Origin of the sequence: Stenotrophomonas pavanii (genome assembly GCF_900101175.1) — a bacterium.
Taxonomy (GTDB): domain Bacteria; phylum Pseudomonadota; class Gammaproteobacteria; order Xanthomonadales; family Xanthomonadaceae; genus Stenotrophomonas; species Stenotrophomonas pavanii.
This window is the reverse complement of sequence record NZ_FNFQ01000012.1, coordinates 16249-42745: the sequence shown is the minus strand read 5'-3', so window position 1 is coordinate 42745 and position 26497 is coordinate 16249. Positions and strand designations below refer to the sequence as shown.

At 67.1% G+C, this 26497-nt stretch carries 23 protein-coding genes and 1 riboswitch; of the genes, 6 read left to right on the top strand and 17 right to left on the bottom strand.

Annotated elements, in window-relative coordinates; genetic code table 11:
- Positions 1-49: 49 nt before the first annotated feature.
- From BLS66_RS17725 to BLS66_RS17715, 3 genes are all read right to left on the bottom strand, one after another.
- Positions 50-628, bottom strand: coding sequence for an LON peptidase substrate-binding domain-containing protein (locus BLS66_RS17725; protein ID WP_074726439.1), 579 nt, complete (start codon positions 626-628; stop codon positions 50-52).
- Positions 625-1989 (bottom strand): UDP-N-acetylmuramate:L-alanyl-gamma-D-glutamyl-meso-diaminopimelate ligase, encoded by a 1365-nt coding sequence (gene mpl, locus BLS66_RS17720; protein WP_053505849.1) that lies wholly within the window; start codon positions 1987-1989, stop codon positions 625-627. Before mpl ends, BLS66_RS17725 begins: the two co-directional genes overlap by 4 nt.
- 327 nt (positions 1990-2316) lie before the next feature.
- Entirely contained in the window at positions 2317-2880 is a 564-nt protein-coding gene (locus tag BLS66_RS17715; RefSeq protein WP_005419045.1) for an adenylate kinase, read from the bottom strand.
- A gap of 136 nt (positions 2881-3016) precedes the next feature.
- On the opposite strand from BLS66_RS17715, the gene BLS66_RS17710 reads away from it, so the two are divergent.
- Positions 3017-4273, top strand: a complete 1257-nt coding sequence (locus tag BLS66_RS17710) for a 6-phosphofructokinase (protein WP_057495204.1) — start codon at positions 3017-3019, stop codon at positions 4271-4273.
- Between the two features lie 114 nt (positions 4274-4387).
- Positions 4388-4777 carry a DUF488 domain-containing protein gene (locus BLS66_RS17705; protein WP_074726438.1) on the top strand — a complete coding sequence of 130 codons (390 nt, stop codon included), beginning with the start codon at positions 4388-4390 and terminating at the stop codon, positions 4775-4777.
- Positions 4778-4868: 91 nt separating this feature from the next.
- Here the strand turns inward: BLS66_RS17705 and BLS66_RS17700 are convergent, their stop codons facing one another.
- Positions 4869-5372 (bottom strand): hypothetical protein, encoded by a 504-nt coding sequence (locus tag BLS66_RS17700; protein WP_049438804.1) that lies wholly within the window; start codon positions 5370-5372, stop codon positions 4869-4871.
- A gap of 311 nt (positions 5373-5683) precedes the next feature.
- Here BLS66_RS17700 and BLS66_RS17695 point away from each other — a divergent pair, with 311 nt between their 5' ends.
- Positions 5684-7711 (top strand): sodium-translocating pyrophosphatase, encoded by a 2028-nt coding sequence (locus BLS66_RS17695; RefSeq protein WP_074726437.1) that lies wholly within the window; start codon positions 5684-5686, stop codon positions 7709-7711.
- Here the strand turns inward: BLS66_RS17695 and BLS66_RS20970 are convergent.
- Genes BLS66_RS20970 through BLS66_RS17680 form a run of 3 tightly spaced genes read right to left on the bottom strand, consistent with a single transcriptional unit; the run spans position 7674 to position 9067 of the window.
- Positions 7674-7994: a hypothetical protein gene (locus BLS66_RS20970; RefSeq protein ID WP_244153013.1), complete on the bottom strand. Its 321-nt coding sequence runs from the start codon at positions 7992-7994 to the stop codon at positions 7674-7676. The two genes, BLS66_RS17695 and BLS66_RS20970, sit on opposite strands and share 38 nt — an antisense overlap.
- Positions 7981-8448, bottom strand: a complete 468-nt coding sequence (locus BLS66_RS17685) for a YbaN family protein (RefSeq protein WP_057495212.1) — start codon at positions 8446-8448, stop codon at positions 7981-7983. Before BLS66_RS17685 ends, BLS66_RS20970 begins: the two co-directional genes overlap by 14 nt.
- 31 nt (positions 8449-8479) lie before the next feature.
- Complete coding sequence (locus tag BLS66_RS17680; protein ID WP_049466640.1) at positions 8480-9067, bottom strand: biliverdin-producing heme oxygenase; 588 nt, start codon at positions 9065-9067, stop codon at positions 8480-8482.
- A 106-nt stretch (positions 9068-9173) separates the two neighbouring features.
- On the opposite strand from BLS66_RS17680, the gene BLS66_RS17675 reads away from it, so the two are divergent.
- The gene (locus BLS66_RS17675; RefSeq protein ID WP_053461321.1) at positions 9174-9431 is read left to right on the top strand and encodes a DUF2789 domain-containing protein; all 258 of its coding nucleotides are present in this window, start codon (positions 9174-9176) and stop codon (positions 9429-9431) included.
- A gap of 78 nt (positions 9432-9509) precedes the next feature.
- On the opposite strand, the gene BLS66_RS17670 is transcribed toward BLS66_RS17675, so the two are convergent.
- From BLS66_RS17670 to BLS66_RS17655, 4 genes are all read right to left on the bottom strand, one after another.
- Positions 9510-12428, bottom strand: a complete 2919-nt coding sequence (locus BLS66_RS17670; RefSeq protein WP_074726436.1) for a TonB-dependent receptor — start codon at positions 12426-12428, stop codon at positions 9510-9512.
- A 201-nt stretch (positions 12429-12629) separates the two neighbouring features.
- Positions 12630-13562 (bottom strand): FecR family protein, encoded by a 933-nt coding sequence (locus tag BLS66_RS17665; protein ID WP_057495198.1) that lies wholly within the window; start codon positions 13560-13562, stop codon positions 12630-12632.
- A 99-nt stretch (positions 13563-13661) separates the two neighbouring features.
- On the bottom strand, positions 13662-14162 hold the full coding sequence (locus tag BLS66_RS17660) for an RNA polymerase sigma factor (RefSeq protein WP_057495197.1): 501 nt from the start codon (positions 14160-14162) through the stop codon (positions 13662-13664).
- A gap of 71 nt (positions 14163-14233) precedes the next feature.
- The gene (locus tag BLS66_RS17655) at positions 14234-14707 is read right to left on the bottom strand and encodes a hypothetical protein (protein ID WP_057495196.1); all 474 of its coding nucleotides are present in this window, start codon (positions 14705-14707) and stop codon (positions 14234-14236) included.
- A gap of 185 nt (positions 14708-14892) precedes the next feature.
- Here BLS66_RS17655 and ppa point away from each other — a divergent pair, with 185 nt between their 5' ends.
- Together ppa and BLS66_RS17645 are read left to right on the top strand one after the other, a co-directional pair.
- On the top strand, positions 14893-15429 hold the full coding sequence (gene ppa / locus BLS66_RS17650) for an inorganic diphosphatase (protein ID WP_005410935.1): 537 nt from the start codon (positions 14893-14895) through the stop codon (positions 15427-15429).
- A 152-nt stretch (positions 15430-15581) separates the two neighbouring features.
- Positions 15582-16703: an HDOD domain-containing protein gene (locus tag BLS66_RS17645; RefSeq protein WP_057495195.1), complete on the top strand. Its 1122-nt coding sequence runs from the start codon at positions 15582-15584 to the stop codon at positions 16701-16703.
- A gap of 58 nt (positions 16704-16761) precedes the next feature.
- On the opposite strand, the gene BLS66_RS17640 is transcribed toward BLS66_RS17645, so the two are convergent.
- From BLS66_RS17640 to thiC, 6 genes are all read right to left on the bottom strand, one after another.
- Positions 16762-16971 carry a hypothetical protein gene (locus BLS66_RS17640; RefSeq protein WP_049466627.1) on the bottom strand — a complete coding sequence of 70 codons (210 nt, stop codon included), beginning with the start codon at positions 16969-16971 and terminating at the stop codon, positions 16762-16764.
- A 170-nt stretch (positions 16972-17141) separates the two neighbouring features.
- The gene (locus BLS66_RS17635; RefSeq protein ID WP_049466624.1) at positions 17142-19988 is read right to left on the bottom strand and encodes a TonB-dependent receptor; all 2847 of its coding nucleotides are present in this window, start codon (positions 19986-19988) and stop codon (positions 17142-17144) included.
- 49 nt (positions 19989-20037) lie between these two features.
- A complete protein-coding gene (locus BLS66_RS17630) occupies positions 20038-20937 on the bottom strand; it encodes a helix-turn-helix transcriptional regulator (RefSeq protein ID WP_049466623.1) in 900 nt (299 codons plus the stop codon).
- 115 nt (positions 20938-21052) lie between these two features.
- Positions 21053-23371, bottom strand: a complete 2319-nt coding sequence (locus BLS66_RS17625; RefSeq protein WP_074726435.1) for a winged helix-turn-helix domain-containing protein — start codon at positions 23369-23371, stop codon at positions 21053-21055.
- Between the two features lie 258 nt (positions 23372-23629).
- Entirely contained in the window at positions 23630-24301 is a 672-nt protein-coding gene (locus BLS66_RS17620) for an ion channel (RefSeq protein ID WP_064239142.1), read from the bottom strand.
- A gap of 92 nt (positions 24302-24393) precedes the next feature.
- Positions 24394-26238, bottom strand: coding sequence for a phosphomethylpyrimidine synthase ThiC (gene thiC / locus BLS66_RS17615; RefSeq protein ID WP_049466619.1), 1845 nt, complete (start codon positions 26236-26238; stop codon positions 24394-24396).
- A gap of 82 nt (positions 26239-26320) precedes the next feature.
- Positions 26321-26424: riboswitch (TPP riboswitch) on the bottom strand.
- Positions 26425-26497 lie beyond the last annotated feature (73 nt).

The following is a 26497-nucleotide window of genomic DNA, read 5'->3' as shown; positions in this document are numbered from 1 at the left end:
GAGCATGGGCTCGGCGCTACAGTAGATCCACGCCATGCGTGGATGGCTGCTACGGCATCCAGCCCAGCAACTGCTGCAATCGCTGGTGCGGGTCGTCCATCTGCAGCAGCTGCAGGCGCTGCTGCTCGCTCAGCGGCAACAGCTCGGCCAACCGCCAGCCGACCCAGCTCGCCTGGTCCAGCAACGCCGGGTTGGACGGCGCATAGGCCTCGCCAGCCTGTTCGATGATGTGCCCCAGCACCGTGGCCAGCAGCGCGTGCTGCGGCCGCAGTTCGTCGTCGGGGTCCTCATCGCACCAACGCACGTCGGCCACCACCAGGCCGTTGTCGCGCACGCGGGTACGCTCGACATGGAAACGGCGGGTGCCGCGCAGGCGCAGCTGCAGCACGCCGTCGGCGCCGACATCGAAGTCTTCGATGCGCACCTGCACGCCAAAGGCGGCCGGCGTCGCCGGAGCGCCCACTTCCTGGCCGTCGAGGATCAGGCAGACACCAAATCCCTCACCGCTGCGGCCGCTGTCGCGGACCAGGTCCAGATAGCGGCGCTCGAACACACGCAGGCCCACCGCTGCACCCGGCACCAGCGTGGTGTGCAGCGGGAACAGCGGCAGCGAGCCATCGCCGGTCATCGCGCCTGCAGCGCGGCGAGGAAGCGGCGCGGCGCGCCGTCGAAGCCACCGTTGGACATGAACACCACGTGGTCGCCACTGCGCGCGCTGGCCTGCAGCTGTGCCAGCAATGCGTCGGTATCAGGCACCGCGTGCGCTTCGCCACGCACTGCGGCAATCACCGCCGCTGCATCCCAGGCCAGTTCCGGACGATGCAGGAACACCACTTCATCGGCCAGCGCCAGCGATGGGGCCAGTGCCTGCGCGTGCGCGCCCAGCCGCATCGAGTTGCTGCGCGGTTCCATCGCGACCACGATGCGCGCATCGCCCACCTTGGCACGCAGACCTTCCAGGGTGGTGGCGATTGCGGTCGGGTGATGGGCGAAATCATCGTAAACGGTGATGCCGTCATGGCTGCCGATCACTTCCATGCGGCGCTTGACGCTGCGGAAGCGCGCCAGCGCCGGGATCACCTCGGCCGGCGCCACGCCCACTGCATGCGCGGCGGCCAGCGCAGCCAATCCGTTGAGCACGTTGTGGCGGCCCAGCAGCGACCACTGCACGTCGCCCAGCGCCTGCCCACGATGGTGCACGCGGAACGCGCTGCCATCGGCGGCCAGCAGCTCGGCATGCCACTCCAGCGACGGATCGAAACCAAACCGCTCGACCGGGGTCCAGCAGCCCATCGCGAGCACTTCGGCCAGGTGCTGATCCTCGCCGTTGACGATCAGCCGCCCACGTGCGGGTACGGTACGCACCAGGTGGTGGAACTGGCGCTGGATCGCCGCCACGTCCGGGAAGATGTCGGCGTGGTCGTATTCAAGATTGTTGAGGATGGCCACCAGCGGCCGGTAGTGCACGAACTTGCTGCGCTTGTCGAAGAAGGCCGTGTCGTACTCATCGGCTTCGACCACGAACTCGCGTCCCTGGCCCAGCCGCGCGGAGACGCCGAAATCCTCGGCGACGCCCCCGATCAGGAAGCCCGGCGAGCGCCCGGCGCTTTCCAGCAGCCAGGTGAGGATGGTGGTGGTGGTGGTCTTGCCGTGGGTACCGGCCACGGCCAGGGTGTCGCGGCCCGGCAACACCTGCTCGGACAGCCACTGCGCACCGGAGATATAGCGCTGGCCGGCATCGAGCACGGCTTCGACGGCCGCATTGCCGCGCGACAGCGCATTGCCGATCACCACCTCGTCGGTGCCGGCCGGCACGCTGTCGGCGCGGTAGCCCTGGTCCAGGGTGATGCCCAACTGTTCGAGCTGGGTCGACATCGGCGGATAGATGGCCTGGTCGCTGCCGCTGACGGCATGCCCGAGTTCACGCGCCAGGGCGGCCACGCCGCCCATGAAGGTGCCGGCGATTGCAAGGATATGTACGCTGCTCATGACCGAGGATTGTGACCGATGACGGCTGTATAGGGCCAATGTCCGCTATCGGGTAAGACAACCCCTACACGGGATGTGAGAAAACTCCAATCAGCTGTCAGGGAATTCCCGATAGCGATGTTCTGTGAACCCGGACACAATTCGAACTGCCAGCCGCAGTACCCGAACCGGTCCTACTCCCCAAGAGGCCATCCCCAAGGGAGCTCATGCTGCGGGGCCCTGAGCAAGCCCTTCGCTGGCGCCTATCAAACGACACAGGCCTGATCCTCGCGGACCAGGCCTGTGTTTTTTGCGCCCGCAGGGCCAGCAGCACGCGGCCCTGCCGGATCAGGCCTTGATCGCCGCCAGGATGCGGGCTTCGATCTCGTCCAGCTCGCCGACGCCATCGACGCGGGCCAGGGTGCCACGGCCGGCGTAGAAGTCGACCACCGGGGCGGTCTGGTCGTTGTAGACCTGCAGGCGCTGGCGCACTGCTTCCGGGTTGTCATCGGCGCGGCCCTGCTCCTTGGCACGACCGGCAATGCGGTCCACCAGCAGCTCGGTGGGCACATCCAGCTGCACCACCGCGTCCAGCGGCTGGCCGATCTTGGCCAGCAGGCCGTCCATCGCATTGGCCTGGGCCACGTTGCGCGGATAACCATCGAGGATGAAGCCCTTGGCGACATCGGCCTGGGTCAGGCGCGACTCCAGCATGCCCAGCAGGATGTCGTCCGACACCAGGTTGCCGGCATCCATCACCGTCTTGGCCTGCTTGCCCAGCTCGGTGCCGGCGGCGATTTCCGCGCGCAGCATGTCACCGGTCGAAATGTGGGCGATCCCCAGCTTTTCCTTCAGGCGCGTCGCCTGTGTCCCCTTGCCCGAACCGGGCGGTCCCAACAGAACCAATCGCATTGACCTGACTCCAACGTGTTGAAAACAAAGAAGGTTCGCGTCCCGGACGGTCCGGTATCGCTGCACCGCAATAGCGCCACTTTACCGCATCCGGGTAATGTCCCTGCAATGTCCCTTCCCCCCAACAGGTAGAAGCATGCGCAACGGTACCCTCCTTTATGCCCAGTCCGGCGGTGTCACCGCCGTCATCAATGCCACGGCAGCGGCGGTGATCGAGCAGGCCCGGGCCAAGGGCATCAAGGTCCTGGCCGCCCGCAACGGCATCCTCGGCGCGCTGCGCGAGGAGCTGATCGACACCAGCAAGGAGAGCGCCGCCGCGATCCGTGCGCTCGCCCATACCCCGGGCGGGGCCTTCGGTTCGTGCCGGGTCAAGCTGAAGTCGCTGGACGCCGACCGCGCCCGCTATGACCGCCTGCTGGAGGTGCTGCGCGCGCATGACGTGCGCTGGTTCCTCTACAACGGTGGCAACGACTCGGCCGATACCGCGCTGAAGGTCTCACAGCTGGCCAAGGCCTCCGGCTACGACCTGACCTGCATCGGCGTGCCCAAGACCATCGACAACGATCTGGCGGTGACCGACACCTGCCCTGGCTTCGGCTCCGCCGCCAAGTACACCGCCGTCTCGGTGCGCGAAGCGGCGCTGGACGTCGCGGCGATGGCCGAGACCTCGACCCGTGTCTTCATCTACGAGGCGATGGGCCGACATGCCGGCTGGCTGGCCGCCGCCGCCGGCCTGGCCGGCAACGGTGATGACGAAGCACCGCACATCATCCTGCTGCCCGAACGCGCCTACGACGAGGCCGCGTTCCTGGCCAGGGTCAAGGCGGTGGTCGAGCGCGTCGGCTATTGCGTGGTGGTGGCCTCGGAGGGCATTGCCACCGCCGATGGCCGCTTCGTTGCCGATGCCGGCGGTGGCAAGGACTCGTTTGGGCATGCGCAGCTGGGCGGCGTGGCCGCGCACCTGGCTGGCCGGGTCAAGGATCAGCTGGGCCTGAAGGTGCACTGGGCACTGCCCGACTACCTGCAGCGCTCGGCCCGCCACCTGGCCAGCAGGACCGACTGGGAGCAGGCGCAGGCGGTGGGCAAGGCCGCGGTGCAGCTGGCACTGAAGGGCCAGAACGGCGTGATGCCGGTGATCGTGCGCAGCAGCGATGCACCGTATCGCTGGAAGATCGAAGCCGCGCCGTTGTCGAAGATCGCCAACCACGAGAAGAAGATGCCGGCCGGTTTCATCCGCCGCGATGGCTTCGGCATCACGGCCAAGGCGCGCGCCTACCTGTCACCGCTGATCAAGGGCGAAGCACCGCTGCCGTATGGCACCGATGGCCTGCCCAAGTACGTCACCCTGAAGAATGTGGCGGTGAAGCAGAAGCTGCCGGCCTTCGAGGGCTGATCACTAAAAAGGGGACGGAGGGGATTAAGTCGCATAGGCCCCTCCGTGCCCCTCGGCGTCAGCAACGGGCCGGATACGACTTAATCCCCTCCGTCCCCTTTTTGGAGAGATGCCATGGCACTGCGTGTTGTTCGACTGGGTACGCCGCGCCACCCCGGCGAGGGGCTGCGCATCGGCACCGTCAGGCGGCCGCCGCGGGGCGTGCCACGCAGCGAGTTCGCACGACAGGACTGGTACGACGTCTGGTTCCCGACCCTGTCACCCAGCGCGGCGCTGGTGAAGCAGGCGCACGAGGCCAAGTCGGTGGCCGACTGGACGGCCTTCTTCCGCCGCTACACGACTGAGATGAAGGCCCCGGATGCGGCCCACGCGCTGGACCTGCTGGCCGCGATGTCGCGGCACAGCGACCTCAGCGTGGGCTGCTACTGCGAAGACGAAGCGCACTGCCATCGCAGGGCGTTGCGCGAGCTGCTGGTGGCGCGTGGGGCGACGCTGGCGGAGTGAAGATGGCGGGATGCCGGCCAGCGGCCGGCACTACCCAGGTCTCCCATCCAGTAGATCCACGCCCTGCGTGGATTCGCGCTGCTGGACGGCCTCAATTGCAGGCCTTGCCTTCCATCTGCAACTGCGCGGCGAACATCGTCACCTGCGGAATCTGCCCGGCCGCGGCCTGCTTCTTCGCCTCCTCCAGGTAGATGCGCGACTGGCCCTGGCCGTCCAGCTCGACCTTGTTGCTCGACGGAAGGCGCCACACCCGCACCACGGCCTGCTGGGCCGGGCACGCCGCGTTCGGCACGCGGATCACATCGTTGAGTTTCCAGCCCTTGTCCGCACTTGGCTGCGCCTTGGTGTAATCGACGAAGCGCGCGCGTGGCTGGCACTGTTCGCTGGTACGCACGGCAGAGAAGCGGTACGGCGCGGCGGCATCGCCGGTGAACGCACCTTCCAGCCGCGCGCAGGCCTCGGGGATCTGGCGCAACGTATGCACCGCACCCACCGCCTGGGGCGCGCCCACGGCACGCTGCAGTTCCGGGGTTTCCGCGGCGAATGCCGGCACGGCCGGGACCAGGGCGGCAAGCATCAACAGGGACAGGCGCATGTGGGATCTCCTACGGGACTGTGCGCAGGCTTGCAGAGACTGGCTTAACGGGGCGCAAAGGCCGGATGGCTCTCGGATCGTGCCCATGGCCCGGCGGCAGGGCCCGCGCGCTCGTAGAGCGCCAGTCGAGCATGGCTCGACTCTACAAGTGGCGGCACGCATACTGCGGGCACCAGGGAATGCTGAACACCGCCATACGTCGGACGACCGCCAAGGTCGGTACGGGTTGGTTCCAGGCTGCAGCCCGTCGTCCCCCTCGTGGTGCCGTTCATCGCCACTGGATGCCTACATCCATTCTGCGGAGGGGTCTAATGCTGGAACGTCACGGGCTGTCATTGGCGCTGGGCTGCGCCATTCTCGCGATCCTGTTCGGAATCGTCTCGGCGCGCTGGATCCTGCGCCAACCCACCGGCAATGAGCGCATGGTCGCGATCGCCACCGCGATCCAGGAGGGCGCGCGCGCCTACCTCAACCGCCAGTACCTGACCATCGGCATCGCCGGCGTGGTGCTGTTCGTGCTGGTCGGCATCTTCCTCAGCTGGTACACCGCGATTGGTTTTGCGGTGGGCGCAGTGCTGTCCGGCGCGGCCGGCTACATCGGCATGAACGTGTCGGTACGCGCCAACGTGCGCACTGCCGAAGCTGCACGCCATGGCATCAGCGCGGCGATGGACGTCGCCTTCCGCGGTGGCGCGATCACCGGCATGCTGGTGGTCGGGCTGGGCCTGCTGGGCGTGGCCGGCTACTACGCGTTGCTGCTGCGCCTGGGCCTGCCGATGGAGCAGGCGCTGCATGCGCTGGTCGGCCTGGCCTTCGGTTCCTCGCTGATCTCGATCTTCGCGCGGCTGGGGGGTGGCATCTTCACCAAGGGCGCCGACGTCGGCGCCGATCTGGTCGGCAAGGTTGAAGCCGGCATTCCCGAGGACGACCCGCGCAACCCGGCGGTGATCGCCGACAACGTCGGTGACAACGTCGGCGACTGCGCCGGCATGGCCGCCGACCTGTTCGAAACCTATGCGGTCACCGTCATCGCAACGATGCTGCTGGGCAGCCTGATGCTGGCCGAGGCAGGCGCCAATGCCGTGCTCTACCCACTGGTGCTGGGCGGCGTGTCGATCATCGCGTCGATCATCGGCGCGCTGTTCGTCAAGGTGAAGCCCGGCGGCTCGATCATGGGTGCGCTGTACAAGGGCGTGATGGTGTCCGGCGTGCTGGCCGCGATCGCCTTCTACCCGATCACCACCGGGCTGATGTCGGACAACGTACATGGGCCGATGGCGCTGTATGGCTGCGCGCTGATCGGGCTGCTCCTGACCGGCCTGATCGTGTGGATCACCGAGTACTACACCGGCACCCAGTACAAGCCGGTGCAGCACGTGGCACAGGCCTCGACCACCGGCCACGGCACCAACATCATCGCCGGCCTCGGCATCTCGATGAAGTCCACCGCGCTGCCGGTGGTGGCGGTGTGTGCGGCAATCTGGGGCGCGTTCGCGCTGGGGGGCCTGTACGGCATCGCCATCGCCGCCACCGCGATGCTGTCGATGGCCGGCATGATCGTCGCCCTGGACGCCTACGGGCCGATCACCGACAACGCCGGCGGCATCGCTGAAATGGCCGAGCTGCCTTCCGAGATCCGCGACATCACCGATCCACTGGATGCGGTGGGCAACACCACCAAGGCGGTGACCAAGGGCTATGCGATCGGCTCGGCGGCACTGGCCGCGCTCGTGCTGTTCGCCGACTACACGCACAACCTGCAGGCCGCGCATCCCGGACAGGAATTCCGCTTCGACCTCAGCGACCACACGGTGATCATCGGCCTGCTGATCGGCGGCCTGATTCCGTACCTGTTCGGTGCGATGGCGATGGAAGCGGTCGGCCGCGCGGCGGGCGCAGTGGTGGAAGAAGTGCGCCGCCAGTTCCGCGAGATCCCCGGCATCATGCAGGGCACCGGCAAGCCGCAGTACGACAAGGCGGTGGACATGCTGACCCGGTCGGCGATCCGCGAAATGATCGTGCCGTCATTGCTGCCGGTGGCGGTGCCGGTGGTGGTCGGCCTGCTGCTGGGGCCCCGCGCGCTGGGCGGCCTGCTGATCGGCACGATCGTGACCGGCCTGTTCGTGGCCATTTCGATGACCACCGGCGGCGGCGCCTGGGACAACGCCAAGAAGTACATCGAGGACGGCCACTTCGGCGGCAAGGGCAGCGAAGCGCACAAGGCTGCGGTGACCGGCGATACCGTCGGTGACCCGTACAAGGACACCGCCGGGCCGGCGATCAATCCGCTGATCAAGATCATCAACATCGTGGCGCTGCTGCTGGTGCCGTTGTTGTAGGTCCACGCGATGCGTGGATGGCAGGCTTGACGGGGTCAGAGCCCTTTCCTGCGGAAAGGGATCCGACCCCGACGGCGGTCAGCGGCCACGCAGGAAGAACGAAACCGGCACGGGCCAGCGGTGCGGCCACCATGAAGATGCGGCGCGCTCGCCGGGCAGGCTCGGCGCGGGCCAGTTCGCAGCCCTTGGCCAGCAGCACGGCCCAGGTCGCCAGCGAGGCCAGGGCCAGCGCGATCATCACCGACTTCACCACTACGTCGGGGGCCAGGTCAGCAGGCAGCATCGTTCCGGGTTCCCTCATCGCCCGGGGGCGCGGCGCGGTGGCGGGCCGCGCGCGGGTCCGTGGCATCGTCCACTTCCACGACCGGAGGGGACTCCAGACGCGGTGCTGGCCGGCTGAGCACGTAGCCAGCGCTGGCCGCAAAGAACAGGCCCACGCCCAGCAGCAGGCGCCATGACGGCTGCGCGCCCCAGCAGAACAGCACAAAGCCCAGCGCCATCCCTGCACTGGCGAACGCCTTGCCCTTGCGCGACACCGCGCCCTGCTCGCGCCACAGCCGCAGCGACGGGCCATAGCGCGGATGTGCGAGCAGGCGCTGCTCGAACTTCGGCGAGCTGCGCGCGAAGCAGCCCACGGCCAGGATCAGGAAGATGGTGGTGGGCATCACCGGCAGCAACGCGCCGATCACCCCGAGGCCGACCATCACCCAGCCCAGCGCGAACCAGAGCCAGCGCATCAGCGCGGTCTCCGTGCGCAGACGTGGCACATCAGTCGAATTCCGCTTCGACATGGCCGTGCACGCTGCGGAACGCGGCATCGGCGGCGTCGATCACCTGCTGTTCCTGCTCGGCGCTCAGCGCAACCGCGTCCAGCGCAGCGGTGAACTCGCGCCAGTGGCGCGCGGCGCCATCCGGATGCGCGGCCAGGTGGCGGGCGCCGAAATCACGGTCCAGGCCGAGCCTGGCGGCCATCTTGTACAGCACGGTGCCGCCCAGGTTGGAGCCTTCGGCCACGTACAGCCAGCCGAGGGCCGCCGGCAGCGCCAAGTCCGAGGGCAGTGCGGCGATGTCCGCGCCCGGGAGCGCCTGCTCCAGGTCCTGCAGATCGCGGGCAACCTGGGCCAGGCGGCGGCGCTCGCCCAGGCCGGGCAGCAGCGCGTCCAGCGCAGGGTTGGCGTACAGCGCATCAATGCTGCGGTGGAAGCGGTACTGCACGCGCAGGAAACGGGCGAAGTTGCTGCGGTCGGCGAAGATGTCGCCGGCCATGATGCGCTTGTCCAGGGCAGCGTGACTGTCGCGGGTGGCGGCCTTGAGCCGTAGGCTGCGGCTGTCTTCGGGAGCGAGGTATGCGTTCATGGGGAATGCCAGGGAGTCGTCGTGCTGTAGACGTTTGCCACGGGGCTTTCCCCAAGGCGGTGGATACCGATAATGGACCATCCCTTCTTGCTGCAGGACACCGCTGATGATCACCACCGAACCGCGCATGACCAACCTGTTCCTCCAACTGGGCCTGGACGCCAGCGCCGAGGGCATCGCCCGCTTCATCCGCGAGCACCAGCTGGCCACCGACGTGGAAGTGGTCGAGGCGCCCTACTGGACCGACGCCCAGCGCCAGTTCCTGTCCGAGTCGCTGCAGGCTGATGCGGCATGGACCACCGTGGTGGACGAGCTGAACGAGTCGCTGCACGAGGACGCCGTGAAGGCGGCGACGGGGCTGTAAGCGGGGTATCCCGCGCTGTTGGGGTCAGAGCCCTTTCCGCAGGAAAGGGATCCGACCCCATCGCTCATCCACGATCGGTCAGTACTTCCAGGTCAGCGCCAGCCGCGCAGTGCGGCCCGGGGCCGGCATCACGCCCAACGCCAGCGGATCCAGGTAGTAGCGGTCGGTCAGGTTGTCCACGCCGGCGTCGACCGACAGCTGGTCGTTGAAGCGCCAGCTGGCGAACAGATCCACCAGCGTGGTTGGCCGGTACAGCTGCTGGATCGCCGACAGGCCCACGTTCCAGTCCTTGTCCAGCGCGCTGATCGGGCCGGCGTTGTGGACCACGCGGGTGCCGAAGGCCAGGCGCTCGTCGAACAGGCGCGAGCCCAGGGTCAGGTTGACCATGTAGCGCGGCGGGTTCTGGGTGTTGGTGTACGACCCCTCGAAGCCGCCGTCCACGCAGTCGGGCGTGTGGGCCAGCTCATCGTTCCTGCGCTGTGCGCCATAGGCCCGGCGCTCGGCGGCGATGTCTGGCGCGCAGGTCTTGGCCTTGAAGTAATAATGCGCGGACAGGTCGGCAAACACCTTCCCGCTGTCATAGCTGGACTGGAACTCCATGCCCGAGACCTTGAACTGGTCCACGTTGCGGATCAGGCCGGCCGACAGCGTGCGGTAATCGCGGGTGATCAGGTCGTCGATGCGGGTATCGAAATACGCCAGCTTCAGCGCCAGGCGGTCGCCGGCAGTGAACAGGTCGTAGCGGAGGGTGCTGGCGCCGATTTCCCAGCTGCGCGCACGCTCCGGCTTGAGCTCACCCACCGGTTTAGCGGCGGTGAACAGGCCCAGCGTGGTCTCGAACAGGCTCGGCAGCTTGGTGCCTTCGGCGTACTTCACGTAGACCAGGGTGTCTTCGCTGAAGCGGTAGGCCACGCTGGCGGTAGGCGAGAACGCGGAGTCGCGGCGGCGGATCGGCTGCGACCAGCTCCAGCTGACCGGCACCTCCAGGTCCTGCGCCTTGCCGGCGTCGTAGAAGTTCCAGCCGGCGATGTCGGCCACCGTGCCCTTCTTATACGGCGAGGCCAGCAGCGAGGCCTGGGTGAAGTTGCCGCTGGCATCCGGATACCAGTTCAGCAGCGCGATGCGCTTGGCGCGCCACGACGGCAGTGCCGGGTTGCCGTTGAGCAGCTCGGTGTAGCGGTACTGGCCCTGCACCGCGTAGGCCTCGGGCGTGGCCAAGCGGTTGCGGTCGTGCACCTCCACGCGGTTCCAGCGGCCGCCGGCCAGCAGTTCCCAATGTTCATCGGGCTGCCACTTCAGCGAGGCCACGGCGCTGTATTCCTTGCGCTCGGCGTTGCGCAGGAAGCGGTTGTTGACCAGGTCGTCGTGCTTGATCGGGCCCGAGCTGCCCGGCGCGATGTCTTCGTCGCTGTAGGACAGGCCGTAGTCCAGCGTGAACGCACCGGCGTGGGTGTCGAACGTCGAGGTGTTGCTGGCATCCAGGTTGAAGCGCTTCTGCCGCAGCGGGTTCCGGTAGGCATCCTTGTAGCCGGGATCGCCACTGAAGCTGGGCGCGTCGTACCACTCGGTGCGGCGATCGAAGTACCACGGCGTGATGCCGGTCAGGCTGTTGTACATCACGCTGTCGGTATCGGTGTAGGCGGCATTGATGCGGAGGTCGACCCGCTCACTGTCCGGGTTGAAGCGGTAGCGCAGGCTGTAGCTGTCCATGTCGACGTGGCCCGGATCCCACTGCGGAATGCGGTCACGATCCACCCGGATGATCTGCGAGGCCATGATCTCGCCGGCGGTGCCTTCATAACGGCGGTAACCGGCCTCCAGCGTCTGCGCGTCGTCGATGCGCCAGGTGCCCTTGAGCAGCGCCGACTTCGAGCGCGAGGAGGTGTTGAACACCTCGGTACGCGGCGGATTCAACGGCGCCAGGGTGCGACGGGTCTGCGGGAAATCGTCGTAGCCATGCCGGCCCGAGAAGTAGTTGCCATTGTCGCGGTAAGCGTAGGCAGCGACCAGATCGAAGCGGTCCCAATGACCGGCGGCGGCCACGTTGAAGAACTGGCTGCCGGTGGCGCTGCGATCGGTGCGTGGCGCCGCACTGTAGGACGGCAGGTTGTTGGCGCTGCCATTGGCCAGGCCACCGCGCACGCGCACGCCGACGTCGCGGCCCTCGCGCAGCACGTCGCCGATCTTCAACGTCTCCATCTCGACCACGCCGCCGATGCCACCGGAGGCGTTGGCCTGCAGGCTCGGGCCCTTGCTGATGGTCAGGCTGGAGATCAGGTCCGGGTCGAGGTAGGTGCGCTGCGACTGGCCCGCATAGCCGCGGTAGGTGTCCATGCTGGACTGACCGCCATCGATGATCACCGGCACACGGCCCTGGCCCTGGATGCCGCGGATGTTGACGTCGAAGCCGTTGCCCACGCGCGGATCACCGGCGGTGACACCGGCCACGCCCTTGATGATGTCGCCGTTGGAGGTACCACGGAAACGCTCCAAATGGGCGCGACTGAGCGTGGTGGTGGAGCCCACGCTGCGGTAGCTGTCGAGCAGGCGTGCTTCATCACTGCTCGCGCCGCTGTCGACCCGGTCGCCGGCCACGCTCAGTGTGTCGGTGACGATCACTTCACTGTCCGCCTGCGCCAGCGTCGTCGCTTGCAGGGTGACGGCCTCTGCGCCGACCCGGCGCACCGCCAGGCCGCTGCCCTGCAGCAGCTGTTGCAACGCCTGGTGCGCCGGAAGGCTGCCACTGACTGCGCGGGAGGTTACGCCACGTGCCAGCGCAGCGGGGTAGACCACCTGCACGCCAGACTGGCGCATGTAGCTGCGCAGCGCCTCATCCAGTGGTTGCGCGGGAATGTCGAAGCGCTGCACGACAGCGTGGTCACTGCCGGCACTCTGGGCCAAGGCGGCCGGCGCAGCAGTGGCCAGGCCGGCGGCGAGCAGCGCGATGCACAGGCGGGACGGGCGCAGCACGCGGCCCGAGCGGTGGAAGTTGTACATGGGAAACCTGTCAGGTAATCGGTGCCGCGAACGCGGCGTCATCCGCAGCACGGGCGGACACGGCGACGTACGTGGCGGCGGCGTGTACGTTCGCGGGGTAAGACGGCTGGGCGCGCGACAGCCCCAAGAGCGATGTGCGGCCGCGGCAGGTGCCGACCGTTGACCGGCACACTGGGACGATCATCCACGCAGGGCGTGGATCTACTGCACGATGGCGACGCCCAGTGGCAGGCGTGTGACCTGCAATCCAGCCGTCGCGGCCAGCGCATCCAGCGCCTGTTCCGGACGATCGATGCGCAATGCGGCACTGACTGCAGGCAGTCGTGACAGATCACCGCGCACGAAGGTCGGGCCCGTGCGATAGCGCCCCACCCACTGCACGGCATCGGCCACGTTGGCCTGTTCCAGCAGCAGCTCGCCCCGGCGCCAGGCGCCGACGCTGTCGGTGGTCACGTCGGCCAGCCGCATGACGCCGCCGTGCTCAGCGTAGACCGCACGTTGCCCCTGCTGCAGGTAGGTCCAGCCGCCGTCGACCGGGCTGGCCACGCGTACCCTGCCCTGCCCGACCTGGGTTTCCACCCCGTGGTCGCCACGCGCGACGGTGAACGCGGTGGAGATGTCCTCGACCAGGCCATTGCCGGCGCGCACGCGGAAACGCCGCTGCGGATCCGGGCCGACCTCGAACCAGGCACGCCCGCGCAGCAGCTCGACCTCGCGCGCGTTCGCATCAAAGTGCACCGCAATCGCACTGTCGGCATCCAGCACCGCATGGCTGCCGTCGGGTAGCAGCACGCTCCGTACCTGATACGTGCTGCGATGATCGGACTGCAGGCGCAGCCAGGCCTCGGGCCAGGCCACCAGCATCGCCAGCATCGCCGCCGCAGCCATGGCCCAGCGCAATCGTCGCGGGCGCCGACGGCCCGGGCCCGCGGCCGGTGCGCGCGGCCCGACACTGCGCCACAGCGCACGCTCGTATTCGAAGACCCGGCGGTGTCCCGGCTGTTGCAGCCAGCGTTCAAACGCCTGCATGCGCGCATCGCTGATGTCGCCCGAGGCCAGCCACGCGATCCAGCCCCGGGCCTGTTCGGCCAGGGCATTGTCATCGGCGGCAGGCGGCATGTTCGGCGGGCGCATCGGCTGGCTGACAGGCGCGTTCAAGCGCGGGGGAACTGGACCGCATCCACGGTCAATGATCAAGACGTCTGCGCGCGCGCCAACCCCAAGCCGGCGTGATCATCGGCCACTGCGCGCCCAGGCCAGGCGTTGCAGCGCGCTGCGTACATGGTTTTCCACGGTGGTCACCGAAACCCCGAGGCGGCGTGCGATCTCCGCCTGGGTCTGGCCCTGCAGGCGGTTGAGCCGGAAGATGGTGCGGGTCGGCTCGGGCAGATGGCCGGCCGCGTCGAGCACGCGCTGCAGTTCATCCTGTGCCATGGCCTGTTCTTCGGTCGAGATCACCTCGTCCGGCCCCCACAGGTAATGATCGGCCAGCAGGCGGTTGCGCCGGGTCGACTCGCGGCCGTGGTCGGTGGCCAGGTTGGCGGCCAACCGATACAGATAGGCGCGCGGGTTGTCGATGGCCTGGCTGTCATCGACCCCACGCGCCTTGAACCACACCGCCTGGATCACGTCTTCGGCGCCGTTGTCGCCCCCCAGTATCCGTTGCACACGACGCAACAGCGCGGGCCGCTCGCGGATCAGCAGTTCGGTGAGGGAGGCAGCATTGGAAGACATGCGCGAGGCCGGGACGACAGACGGGAGCGCCGCGCATGCTACCCTTTAAATGCGAATACGTCACGTTTACATCAATGGATGCACTCGGTCAGCGCGTCATAGACGCTCTGCGAGCTGCCCGGCAGCGGGTCATGCAAGGGATCACGCGCGGCCAGCGCGGCATGGAAGGACTCCACCGGGGTACCCGCCACCAGCGGCAGGCGGCACAACCAGGTCGGTTGCCGGGCCTCGATCGCGCCATCGTTCGCGGACACCGCCAGATCGCTGGCGGCAAATGCCCACAGGCACTCGCGAACCGTTCCCCGCGCGGCATCCACCGAGCAGCGCAGTCGCAGGGGGTGAATATCGCTGTATTCCCCTTCGCAGAAGGTGTCCCCGCAGATGCTGTCGAAACCCTGCTGCAGCCTGCCCTCCAATGCAAAGAAGCGGTCCCAGTTGGCTTCCTGCTGCGGATAGTCGATCAGATCCACGTAGGGGTCGGCCTGGGCCGCGGGCGCAACAAGCAGCGCGCAGGACAGGCAGAGCGGCAGTGCGGACATTCTCATATGAAGACTCCTCGGGAAGGTGCGTACAGCCTGCCCTGCCGCACCGGCAGGCCCCATCAGCCAACCCCGGCCCGCCAGGTGGGCACCTGCCGCGCACCGCCGTCAGCACCTTCCCCGCTGCACAGCGCCCGGCAAAGGCATAAAATGGCCAGCTATCCGTCTACATCCCCCACCTGGAGCACACCATGGGTCTGGAACTCGTCTCGCCCGGCAAGAACCCGCCGGAAGAAATCAACGTCATCATCGAGATTCCGAAGGACTCGGAGCCGGTGAAGTACGAAGTGGACAAGGAAACCGGCGCGATCTTCGTCGACCGCATCCTGTCCACCCCGATGCGCTACCCGTGCAACTACGGCTACGTGCCGAGCACCCTGTGTGGCGACGGCGATCCGGCCGACGTGCTGGTGGTGCTGCCGCTGCCGCTGGTGCCGGGCTCGGTCGTGCGCTGCCGCCCGGTCGGCGTGCTGAAGATGAGCGATGAGGCCGGCAGCGACGAGAAGATCCTGGCCGTGCCGGTCTCGAAGATCTTCAGCGGCTACGCCCACGTCGAAGACATTGCCCAGGTGTCCAGCCACTGGCTGGAGCGCATCGGCCACTTCTTCGAGCACTACAAGGACCTGGAAAAGGGCAAGTGGGTCAAGCTCGACGGTTGGGGCGGCGCCGCCGAGGCCAAGCAGATCCTGATCGAGGCGCACCAGCGCCATCTCGACAGCAAGGCCTGAGCCTGAACCGCATCGCTCCGGCGGCAGTCCGCCGGAGCGATGCGGGTCACGTTTCATGACGACGGCACATCACACTTGGTGCCGTATTAGGTAAATTGCGTCACTTCACACGTCATCGACATCCATCGTCGAGACAGCCAGGGGAATGTGTCGTGCGTATTCTGCTTGTTGGGGATGCAGCCAGCCTGCCGGCCGAGCTGACCGAATTCATTGCCGATCTTGGGGAAGACTGGCAGCCGTTGACCGCCACCGATGGCCAGGCCGCGATGAACGCGGTGGCCACGCAGGGCGTCGATGCGGTGATCGTCTGCCCGCAGTTGCCCGATCTCAATGCCACCACGTTGCTGGGCCAGATCCGCACCTTGCGCCCGGAAACCATCCGCATCGCGCTGGTTGATGCCCAGCACGGCAACCGGCCGCCGCCGGCGCGCCTGATCGGTGTCGCCCATCGTTTCCTGCCGCTGCCGCTGGCGCCGGAAGTGCTGCTGGAAGCGCTGACCAGCCTGGAAGAGCTGCGCGAAGTGCTGGACAGCCCGCGCCTGCGCGATGCCATCGGCCGCATCGAGAAACTGCCTTCGCCGCCACACCTGTACCTGAGCCTGACCCAGGCGCTGGAGCATGACGACGACACCGACAGCGCCGACGTGGCCAAGCTGGTGGCCGCCGATCCTGCGATCGCAGCCAAGGTGCTGCAGCTGTCGAACTCGGCGTTCTTCAGCCAGGGCCGCACCATCGCCGACCTGCGGACCGCGGTGACCCGGCTGGGCCTGGCGACGCTGCGCGACCTGGTGCTGGCCAGCGAAGTCTTCTCGGCACCGACGCTGTCGCCTGCCGAGCGCAATTCGCTGCAGCAGCGGGCACTGCTTGCCTCGCGGCTGGCCGCGCGCCTGCTGCCCGAGTCCAGTGCCGAACTGGGTGCGACCGCCGCGCTGCTGGCCGACATCGGCCTGCTGCTGCCGGGCGTACGCAACGAACGCAGCGAACCTTCGCTGGCCGGCGATGCGCGCCCCGGCCATGCCGAGGCCGGTGCCTACCTGCTGGGCCTGTGGGGCCTGCCGATGCCGATCATCGAAGCGGTGGCCTTCCACCTGCAGCCGCAGCGTGCCAACACCCGCAGCTTCTGGGTGACCGGGGCGGTGCATGTGGCGCTGGCGCTGGTCAATGGCGACCCGGTGGACGAGGACTACCTGCAGCGTGCAGGCGTGCTCAACAAGCTGCCGCAGTGGCGCGAGCACGCCAATGCGCTGATGGGGCTGGCACCCAGCGACGCCTGAGCGCGTTGCCGATGGCCCAATGACAAGGGGCGCACCCACGCGGTGCGCCCTTGCTGCATCAGCGAGTACCGCAGGCGTCCTGCACGCAACGACGGTACTGCGACTCGCAGATGACCGGTGACTTGCCACTGGCCAGGCATTGCTGGCGGAACTCTTCGCAGTAGAGGCCGCCACCGCAGACCCCGAGGCCCTGCGCGAACACCGCGCCCACCAGCGTCGCATAGATCAGTACAGCCGCTGATGCCTGGCGCAGCAACGTGTGCTTCATATCCCTCTCCACATGCAAGCGTCCGGTATTGGACCTCCTGACTGTGTTGATTACGACACGACGGGACCGTGACTGCGCTCACCTTCCAACAGTTTCCGGAAAAACCCTACAAAAAAAGAGGGCGGACCGTTCGGTCCGCCCTCCTTCTGTTGCTACCGCACTTCGATGGATCAGAAGCGCTGGGTGTACTTCATGTACAGGAAGCGACCCACGTCGAAGCCGCCGTAGTAGGCGAACGCCGAGTTCGGAGCCGAGTACTGCAGCGGACCCTTGTGGTCGAACACGTTGTTCGCGCCCAGGGCGATCGTCGCATCCCACGGTGCCTTCCAGCTGACCTGCAGGTCGTGGAAGGTGTTGGAACCGGTGTGACGCAGCGGATCGGTCTCGCCGTTGGCCATGTGGTTCGGCGCATCGCACCAGCCATCAGCCAGCGAGATGCAGCTTTCCTTCATGCCGGAGTAGTAGCGCGCGGTGTAGTTCACACCGAAATCGCCGTACTGCCAGTTGACTCCCAGGTTCGAACGCACGCGGAACAGGCCCGGCTCGCCGACGCGGCCGATCATGATGTTGTCACCCGCGCTGTTCTGGCCCTGCTCGTCGTACTTGGCGGTGTAGCTGGTCTGCCAGTCGATGCTGAACTGACCGATGGCCAGTTCCGGCAGGCGGTACTTGATGCCCAGGTCGTAACCTTCGGTCTTCATCTTGCCGAGGTTGGCGGTGCCGTAGGTGATCGCACTGACGTGGCCGTCAGCCGCACGGGTCACGCTCGAGCAGCGCTCGGCGTTGCCCAGCACGTAGCAGTCACGCAGGATGCGGTCGACGCTGTCAGCGATGATCATGTCGCTGATTTCGTACTTGTACCAATCCAGCGAGACGTCCAGGCCCTGCACCCAACGCGGGCTCCACACCAGGCCGAAGGTGGTGCTCTTGGAGGTTTCCGGCTTCAGGTTCGGGTTGGCACCCGAGACGAACTGGTCACCCGACTGGCACGGCAGGGTCGAGCACGGCAGGTTGCCCTGGCCCAGCTGCACGTAGTTGGCCGGAGCGCCGGCGGCGGTGCATGCGGCATTGCCGGCAACGCTGCCCGGGGCCTTCACGCCGCACGGATCGATGTACGACTCGAAGCTCGAGCTCAGGCCACCGTACAGGTCGCTGATGGTCGGAGCGCGGAAGCCCTCGGCGTAGGTGCCGCGGACCAGCAGCTCATCCAGCGGACGCCAGGTCAGGCCGAACTTGCTGTTGGTGGTGCCGCCGAAGTTGCTGTAGTCCGAGTAACGGCTGGCAACGTTCAGGGTCAGTTCCTTGGCGAAGGCCATGTCGGCCAGCAGCGGCACGTTCAGCTCGAGGTAGACCTCGTTCAGATCGTACTGGCCGCGGGTCGGCTTCTGGCCCAGGCCGGTGGACTGGCCCGACTGCGCGAAGGCGTCCGGCACGTAGTTGCCTTCTTCCTTGCGGTGCTCGACACCCAGGGCGAAGCCCAGGTCGCCGGCCGGCAGGGTCACGATGGCGCCCGACAGGTTGGCGGTGAAGCTGGTGGTCTTGGTGACGCCGCGGGTGGTGAAGGTCGGGAACAGGAAGTCCTGCAGTTCCTGGTTCGCCAGCGAACCCTGGCCATCAACACCGTACGGCAGCAGCGGGTTCCACGGGCGGCAGTCGCCCAGGATCGGCTTGGCCGAGGTGCCGCAGCGGGCAATGCCGCCGGCGTCGATGAACGACGGGCCCAGCGCCTGGCCTGCAGCGATCAGGCTCATGTCGCCGCGGTTGCTCTTGATCGACTCGTTGCGGTTCCACAGCGCGCCGACATCCCAGTCGAAGGTCTTGCCGCCCAGCTCGAAGAAGCCGGTCAGGGTCGGAGCGAAGCGCAGGGTCTTCAGCTGGCTGTCAGTGGTACGCGGCACTTCCCACAGGCGACGACGGAAGCTGACGTCCTGGCCGACCGGGTTGAAGGCGCTCGAACCTTCCAGCGGGGTGCCGAAGGAGTTGGACTGGAACGGATAGCCGGCGATCTGCTGGAACGTCTGGCGCTCGTTGTAGAGCACGTCGGTGTTCAGGCTGATCGAATCGGTGAAGTCGTAGGTACCGTTGATGTAGACCGACTTGCGCTTCACACCGGTCAGCAGGGTCATCTGCTCGTTGGAGTTGGCGAATTCGTCTGCCGTGATGACGTGGTAGTCATTCGGGTTCTTCGGGTTGCCGCCGGCGTTCAGGGTCTTCCAGACAGCCTGCTTGGAGTCGCCGCAGTTGACCTGGGTCGGGTTGCACCAGCTGCCGTTCTGGCTGATCGGGCTCCAGGTGGCCGAGGTCGAGTTCGGACCCAGCGAGCCGTCACGGCTGTACCAGCGGTCCTTGGCCCACACCGGGTCCTGCTTCGAGTACTCGGCCGACAGGGTCAGGCTGCCGCGCTCGCCGCGGGCACCGAGGGTCATCGAATAGGTTTCGGTGTCGCCGTCGCCCTTGCCGTACTGGCCGACGTAGACGTTGGCTTCGCCGCCGTCGAAGTTCTTGCGGGTGATCACGTTGACCACGCCGGCGATGGCGTCGGAACCGTAGATCGACGAGGCGCCGTCCTTCAGGATTTCGATGCGCTCAACGGCCGACATCGGGATCTGGCTCAGATCCTGGTAACCGGCGGTGGTTGCGCCCAGGCGCTTGCCGTTCATCAGCACCAGGGTGCGCTGGGCGCCCAGATTGCGGATGTCGACGTAGTAGCCGCCCACGTTCTCGCCCGAAGCCAGCGACTCCGAACGCGAAATGGCCGGGGAGCCGGCCGAGGTCAGGTTGTTCAGCACGTCGGCGACGCTCGAGAAGCCCTGCTTTTCCAGGGATTCGCGGGTCATCGTCAGGATCGGCTGCTGGGTCTCCACCGAAGCGCCGCGGATGCGCGAGCCGGTGACCGAAATGCGGTCCAGGTCGGTGGTGCCCTTTGCTTCCTGGGCGGAAGCAAAGGCCGGCGCCAGCGCCAGCGCAATGCCGGCCGGCAGCAGGCCGAACCGCACTGCGGGATTACGAACGTTCATCTATCTCTCCAAGGTACGTGTTAGCAGCGTGTTAAAACACCCCAGCACGTTACGATTGCGTTGCAGCGCTGTATTTGCGCGAACCAACCGGAGACTTTGCGGATTGTGGCGGGAGCAAGCCACCGTTCTCCCTGAAGCGCGACGCGGACTGGCCGTAGCGGGCACGGAACGCACGCGCGAAGCTGCAGCAGTTGTCGAAACCGCTGGCGGCGGCGACCTCGCCCACCATCATGTCGGTGTCGCGCAGCAGATCAGCGGCGCGTTCGAGGCGCAGCCGTGCCGAAAGCGACTGCGGGCTTTCCTCGTACAGGCTCTGGAAGGTCTTGGAGAGATACCAGCTGGAGAAGTTGGTCAGCTCGGCCAGTTCGCCGATGCGCACCACCCGGTGGCTGTTGCCTTCCAGATAGAGGCGCGCGCGCTGCATGCGGCCGAACACCTGGCGCTTGCGGCTGCGCGAGCGGCCCGGACAGCGCTGCACGTTGTCGGCGAGGCCACGCTGCAGGCCCGCCAGGTGCAGCAGCAGCGGGCGCAGGGCCTGGGCCGGCTGGCCGCTGGCCAGCGCGTCGCGCCACAGGCGCAGCGCGACGCGGGCATCACTGCGGTTCATGCGGCCGCGCCCGGCATACAGGCCGCAGTCGGCCATTTCGGTCAACACGCGAAGCGCTTCGACGTTCAGGTTCAGGCCGACGCACAGCCCGTTGCGGCCGGCCTGCACCAGCGGCCGCGATTCCTTCTCGAACGCGATCCACTCGCCCTGGCGCAGGCGGAAGCGCCCTTCCTTGGCCTCGACCCAGGAACTGCCACGTACCTGCATCCAGACGGTGAAGCTCGAACCGGCGGTCTGCAGGCTGCCCAGGCGGGCCACGCCGAGGCAGGTCGGCGCGGCGTCGTCGATCGACCGGTCCAGGGAAACGGATTGGCCGCGATCGGCCAGCGAGAGTTGACGCATGGGGGCACCACGGATTTGCCTAGTACAGGCCTCCGTTTTGCCAAATGAGGCGGCACCGCGTCAGGAAAGTCAGACGAGATCGCCACGAAATCGCCACGAGATCGCGACGAAGAAATTACGAAGGTCCATTTCCCTTGAACAACAACAACTTGGAGAACGCCGGGAACAGCGCGGGAGGGCGCTCGGGCAACCGCATCACGCCGATGTCGGCGCCATCACTGACCGCCATCGCCACGAACAGGTCACGCCCATCCGCGCTGGCGCTGAGCCCGTTGCCGGCACTGAGCCGTTCGGCGTCCAGGCAGCGTTCCGGCTCTTCGTGGCCGGGCTGGATGCGCACGAAGGTGGTGCCACACGTGGTCGAGGTACCGAGGTAGCCGATGCCGTTGTTGCCGGCCACCGTCCAGGCCCGGTATCGCCAGCGGCTGGGCCGGTCATCGCTGATCTGCTGCACGCTGGCCGGCGACAATCCTGCGTCCACCGACCACAGTCCCCCGGCCGCCAGGCGGGTGAACAACACCCGGCCGCTGTTGCGGTCGAAGCGCGCCTGCGACACCCCGTCGATGCTGGCCAGCCGCCGCCACGGCTGGGCGCTGCGGTCATACAGGCTCAACCGGGTGCGCTGGTCGGCATCGCGTTCGACCACGAACAGCTGCTCCGGCGCCGCGCCATACAGCGCCTGCAGCGGCTGTTCGGCCGGCACCGGCAGCGGTTGCAGGCGTTCATCGCGTGGCGCGATCTCGTAGACCACGGTCCGCCCATGCGCATCGCGGCCGACCACCAGCAGCCGACGGCTGTCGGCCGACCAGTCCGGTGCCTGCCGCGCTTCGGGCCGCAGGCCTTCGATGGGACGCAGCGAATCGGGCCGCTGCATGTCCGCCCACCACAGCGCGAAGCTGCCGGAGCGATCGGAGGTAAAGACCAGCTGGCGCCCATCGGGCGCTGCCATCGGCTGCCCATCGCGGCCGCTGGAGGCAAACAGGCGCTCGGGCGCGCCGCTGCCCTGCATGGGCACCTTGAACACGCCGAACTGTGCGCGCCGGTGAACGAAGGCCAGCATGCCACCGCGTCGTGACACGGCCGGCCATTGCGCATCATCCAGGCCGGCATCGCGCAGCGTGTGCCGCTCCACATCCAGGTAATAGAGCCGGGCTTCGCTGTCGACGCGACGGCCGAACACGATGGTGCGGCCGTCGTCCAGCCAGGCCCAGCCACGCAGCTCGGCCGCTTCGTTGGTCAACTGCTCCGGCGTGCCCCCCGCAGCGGGCACCCGCCACAGATCACCGAGCTGCGGATTGCGCACGAACACCAGCCATTGCCCGTCGGGCGAATAGCGCGGCGCGTAGTCGAAGTCATCCTCGTCGACGCTGTACGCCAGCGCCCGCCACTGGCCACTGGCCAGGTCCAGCACGCGGATGCCACGGTGTGCATAGCGCCCGACCATGCTGCCGAACACCAGGCCACGCCCATCAGGCGTCCAGTCGAAGCTGAGCAGTTCAGTGCCATCGCAGCGGGTGGCCTGGCGCAGCGCGCCGCCGGTGGCGCTGGCGATCAGCACCTGGCAGCCACCGTCGGCGGAGAACCGCGCAAAGGCGATCTCACGACCATCCGGCGACCAGTTCGGGAAGCGATCGACCGCACCGGCCGGGGGAACCAACAACTGGCGCGCCGGCGCGTTGCCGGAGGTCTGCACCTTGATCGCGCCACCACCGTTGCCGTCTTCGTTGGCCCCTTCATAGGCCACCAGCGAACCGTCCGGTGACAGCGTGGGATAGGTTTCAAAGCCGCTGGTCGCGGTGATCAACCGATACGGACGCTGGGGGCTGCCGATCACCCGCGTGCCGTTTTCCACGGCAGCCTCTACCGCCGAACTGCTGGCCGGCGCCCGACGCAGCAACAGCGCGGTGAGCACCAGCAGCAACGCCAGCATCACCAGGCCCAGTGCCAGCAGCACGCGACGGCGGACATGGCGCCAGCGACGACGCGCGCCCTCTGCATGCGCGGGCAACGCAGCAGCAGTCTCCGGCTGCACGGCCAGGTCTTCGTCCTCAGCCGCGACTGCGGCCGCAGGCCCGGCATCGTCCAGCACCTGCACCGGCACCCGCAGCCGGTAGCCGGTCTTGGCGATGGTTTCGATATAGGCCTGCCCGTTGCCGTCGTCGTTGCTGAACGCCTTGCGCAACTGGGTGACAGCCTGGGTGAGCACATCGTTGGTCGGCAGCGTGTCCGGCCACACTTCCGCGAACAGTTCATCGCGGGTCACCACGCGCCCCGGCTGCCGCAGCAGCACGCGCAGCACACCCAGCGCTTTCGGCGTCAGCCGGCGCGCACGACGCGCACCGACGACCTCGACCTCACGCGAGGACAGAGTGACGGTGCACTCTCCTATCCGTATCCGGTCGGATACAGGTGGCTGGATTTCGCTGCTGTTCATTTTCTGCTACACAGTAGAGACAGTCCCGGGCAGCGTTTGCCTTCGATACCGCCCCGTCCTGGGAACAGCGAAAAGCCAGACTCCGCACAAAGCATCGGCGCATACCGCAAAAACAATCGAGCGCGCGAATACTAGCCTATGCCGGTTACCTCGCCTATCGCGTGGTCGACATCAGGCTCTCTCTCGCCGACGCATTCACATAATTCGCGACACCATTCGCGCCCTTTTGGGCGCGAAATTTTTATCTGGCGTTCATTTTCATACACGCCGCAACATGGTCAGTCCGACCAGTCGCGAAACCACCAAAGCGACGTACATCACGCCGGAAAACTGCTCCAGCATGACCAGTGCACGTGCCTGCGGATGCAGTGGCACGACGTCACTCAGACCGACGCCGGAGAGCAAGCTGAAGCTCAGATAAAGCAGCTCCATCCAACTGCGCTGCGCACCACCACTGGAGCCGTGGAAACTGCCTGGATACCACTGCTGGCACACCGCGAATGCGAAGGCGAACGCCCACGCCAGCAGCGTAAAGGTCGCGCCGGCGGCGAACAGCTCGTCACGGGTGACCTTGTGGTCCTGGAGCATGTAGGCGATCAGTGCGCCGGCCGTATAGAAGTACAGCAGGCTTTCCAGCAACTGCGCGGTGGTCAGCAGCGTGGTGCGGTCGAGCAGCGCACCGGCCAGCGAAAACACCACCGACGGAATGGCCAGCAACAGTGCCAGCCAGGTACCCAGCGGGCTGCGCTGGACCACCCACAGCGCCAGGCCGAGAACCGCCATGCCGAACATGCCCAGTGCCGCGCGGCCGGCGGCGGTGTCATCCAGCGCGGGGTACAGCAGCACCGCCAGCAACTGCGCGCCCAGCAACCAGGCCGAGGGATGACGGCGGGCAATGGCCAGCCAACGGGTGGTGATCGCAACGGGCATGGCGTGCATTCCCCTGGGTGATGGGCGGAGAATAGCCGGGCGCGGCGTGATGAGCGGTAGTGCCGGCCGCTGGCCGGCACCCCGTTTCCGCATCAGCCCTGGTGGTATACCTCGGCGCCGGCGGCACGGAACTCCTCCGACTTCTCCTTCATGCCCGCCTCGGCGTAGTCGCGCACATCCTGGGTGATCTTCATCGAACAGAAGTGCGGGCCGCACATCGAGCAGAAGTGCGCCAGCTTGTGAGCATCCTTCGGCAGCGTCTCGTCATGGAACTCCTTGGCCTTCTCCGGATCCAGGCCCAGGTGGAACTGGTCTTCCCAGCGGAACTCGAAGCGCGCCTTGCTCAGCGCGTTGTCGCGCACCTGCGCGCCCGGATGGCCCTTGGCCAGGTCGGCCGCATGCGCGGCGATGCGGTAGGCCATGATGCCGTCACGCACGTCCTGGCGATTGGGCAGGCCGAGGTGCTCCTTCGGCGTCACGTAGCAGAGCATCGCCGTGCCGAACCAACCAATCATCGCCGCACCGATCGCGCTGGTGATGTGGTCGTAGCCCGGCGCGATATCGGTGGTCAACGGCCCCAGCGTATAGAACGGCGCTTCGCCGCACTCGCGCAGCTGCTTGTCCATGTTCTCCTTGATCAGCTGCATCGGCACGTGGCCGGGGCCTTCGATCATGGTCTGCACGTCGTGCTTCCAGGCGATCTTCGTCAGCTCGCCCAGCGTTTCCAGCTCACCGAACTGCGCGGCATCGTTGGCGTCGGCGATGCAGCCCGGGCGCAGGCCGTCGCCCAGCGAGAAGGTCACGTCGTAGGCCTTCATGATCTCGCAGATGTCTTCGAAGTGCGTGTAGAGGAAGTTCTCCTTGTGGTGTGCCAGGCACCACTTTGCCATGATCGAACCACCGCGGCTGACGATGCCGGTCACCCGCTTGGCGGTGAGCGGCACGTAGCGCAGCAGCACGCCGGCATGGATGGTGAAGTAGTCCACGCCCTGTTCCGCCTGCTCGATCAGCGTGTCGCGGAAAATCTCCCAGGTAAGCGCTTCGGCGCGGCCGTCGACCTTTTCCAGCGCCTGGTAGATCGGCACGGTACCGATCGCCACCGGCGAATTGCGGATGATCCATTCGCGGGTCTCGTGGATGTGCTTGCCGGTGGACAGGTCCATCACCGTGTCACCGCCCCAGCGGATCGCCCACACCAGCTTCTCCACTTCCTCGGCAATGCCCGAGGAAACCGCACTGTTGCCGATGTTGGCATTGATCTTGGTCAGGAAATTGCGACCGATGATCATCGGCTCGCTTTCCGGATGATTGATGTTGTTGGGCAGCACCGCACGGCCGCGCGCGATCTCGTCACGTACGAACTCGGGGGTGATGATCTTCTGGATCGACGCGCCGAACGCCTCGCCTGGATGCTGCTGCAGCAGGCCCGCATCGCGGATGGCGTCCAGCCGCTGGTTCTCGCGGATGGCGACGAATTCCATTTCCGGCGTGATGATGCCGCGGCGCGCGTAGTGCATCTGGGTGACATTGGCGCCTGCGCGGGCACGCCGCGGCAGGCTGCGCGCGGGGAAGCGCACGGCATCGAGCCTGGGGTCATGCTCGCGATCGCGACCGAACGACGAGCTCAGGCCATCGAGCTGTTCGGTATCGCCGCGTTCCTCCACCCAGCTCCGGCGCAGCGCCGGCAGGCCCGAAGACAGGTCGATGCGCACGTCCGGATCGGTGTACGGGCCGGACGTGTCATAGACCGTGACCGGCGCATTCTCTTCGCCACCGAACAGCGTCGGGGTGCGGGTCAACGCGATCTCGCGCATCGGCACCTGCAGATCCGGGCGCGAACCGGGCACGTGGATCTTGCGCGAGCCGGGAATGGGCCGGGTCACGGATTCGGAGAGTTGCTGGGCCTGTTGCTGCAGGGCAGAGAGCTGTGCGTTCATCGGGCATCGTCCAGGGAGGTCAGGGACGAAGCGGCGGCGCACTGCGAACGCGCGCGGACGGTCCTTGGGCGGCGTCCGGGCACGGCGGCACTGCGAAGCTTCCCTACGCCGGTATGAGCCGGATCAGGTTCCAAGGGACTGTCTCAACCGTGGCCAACTGTGGCCGCGGTACCCCCGCTTCTTGGCGTGCATTAGAGCATAGACCGCCCGCCTCCGGCGTTGCCTGCGGGGTCAGCTCCGTTTTCCTGCGGGAAGCGGA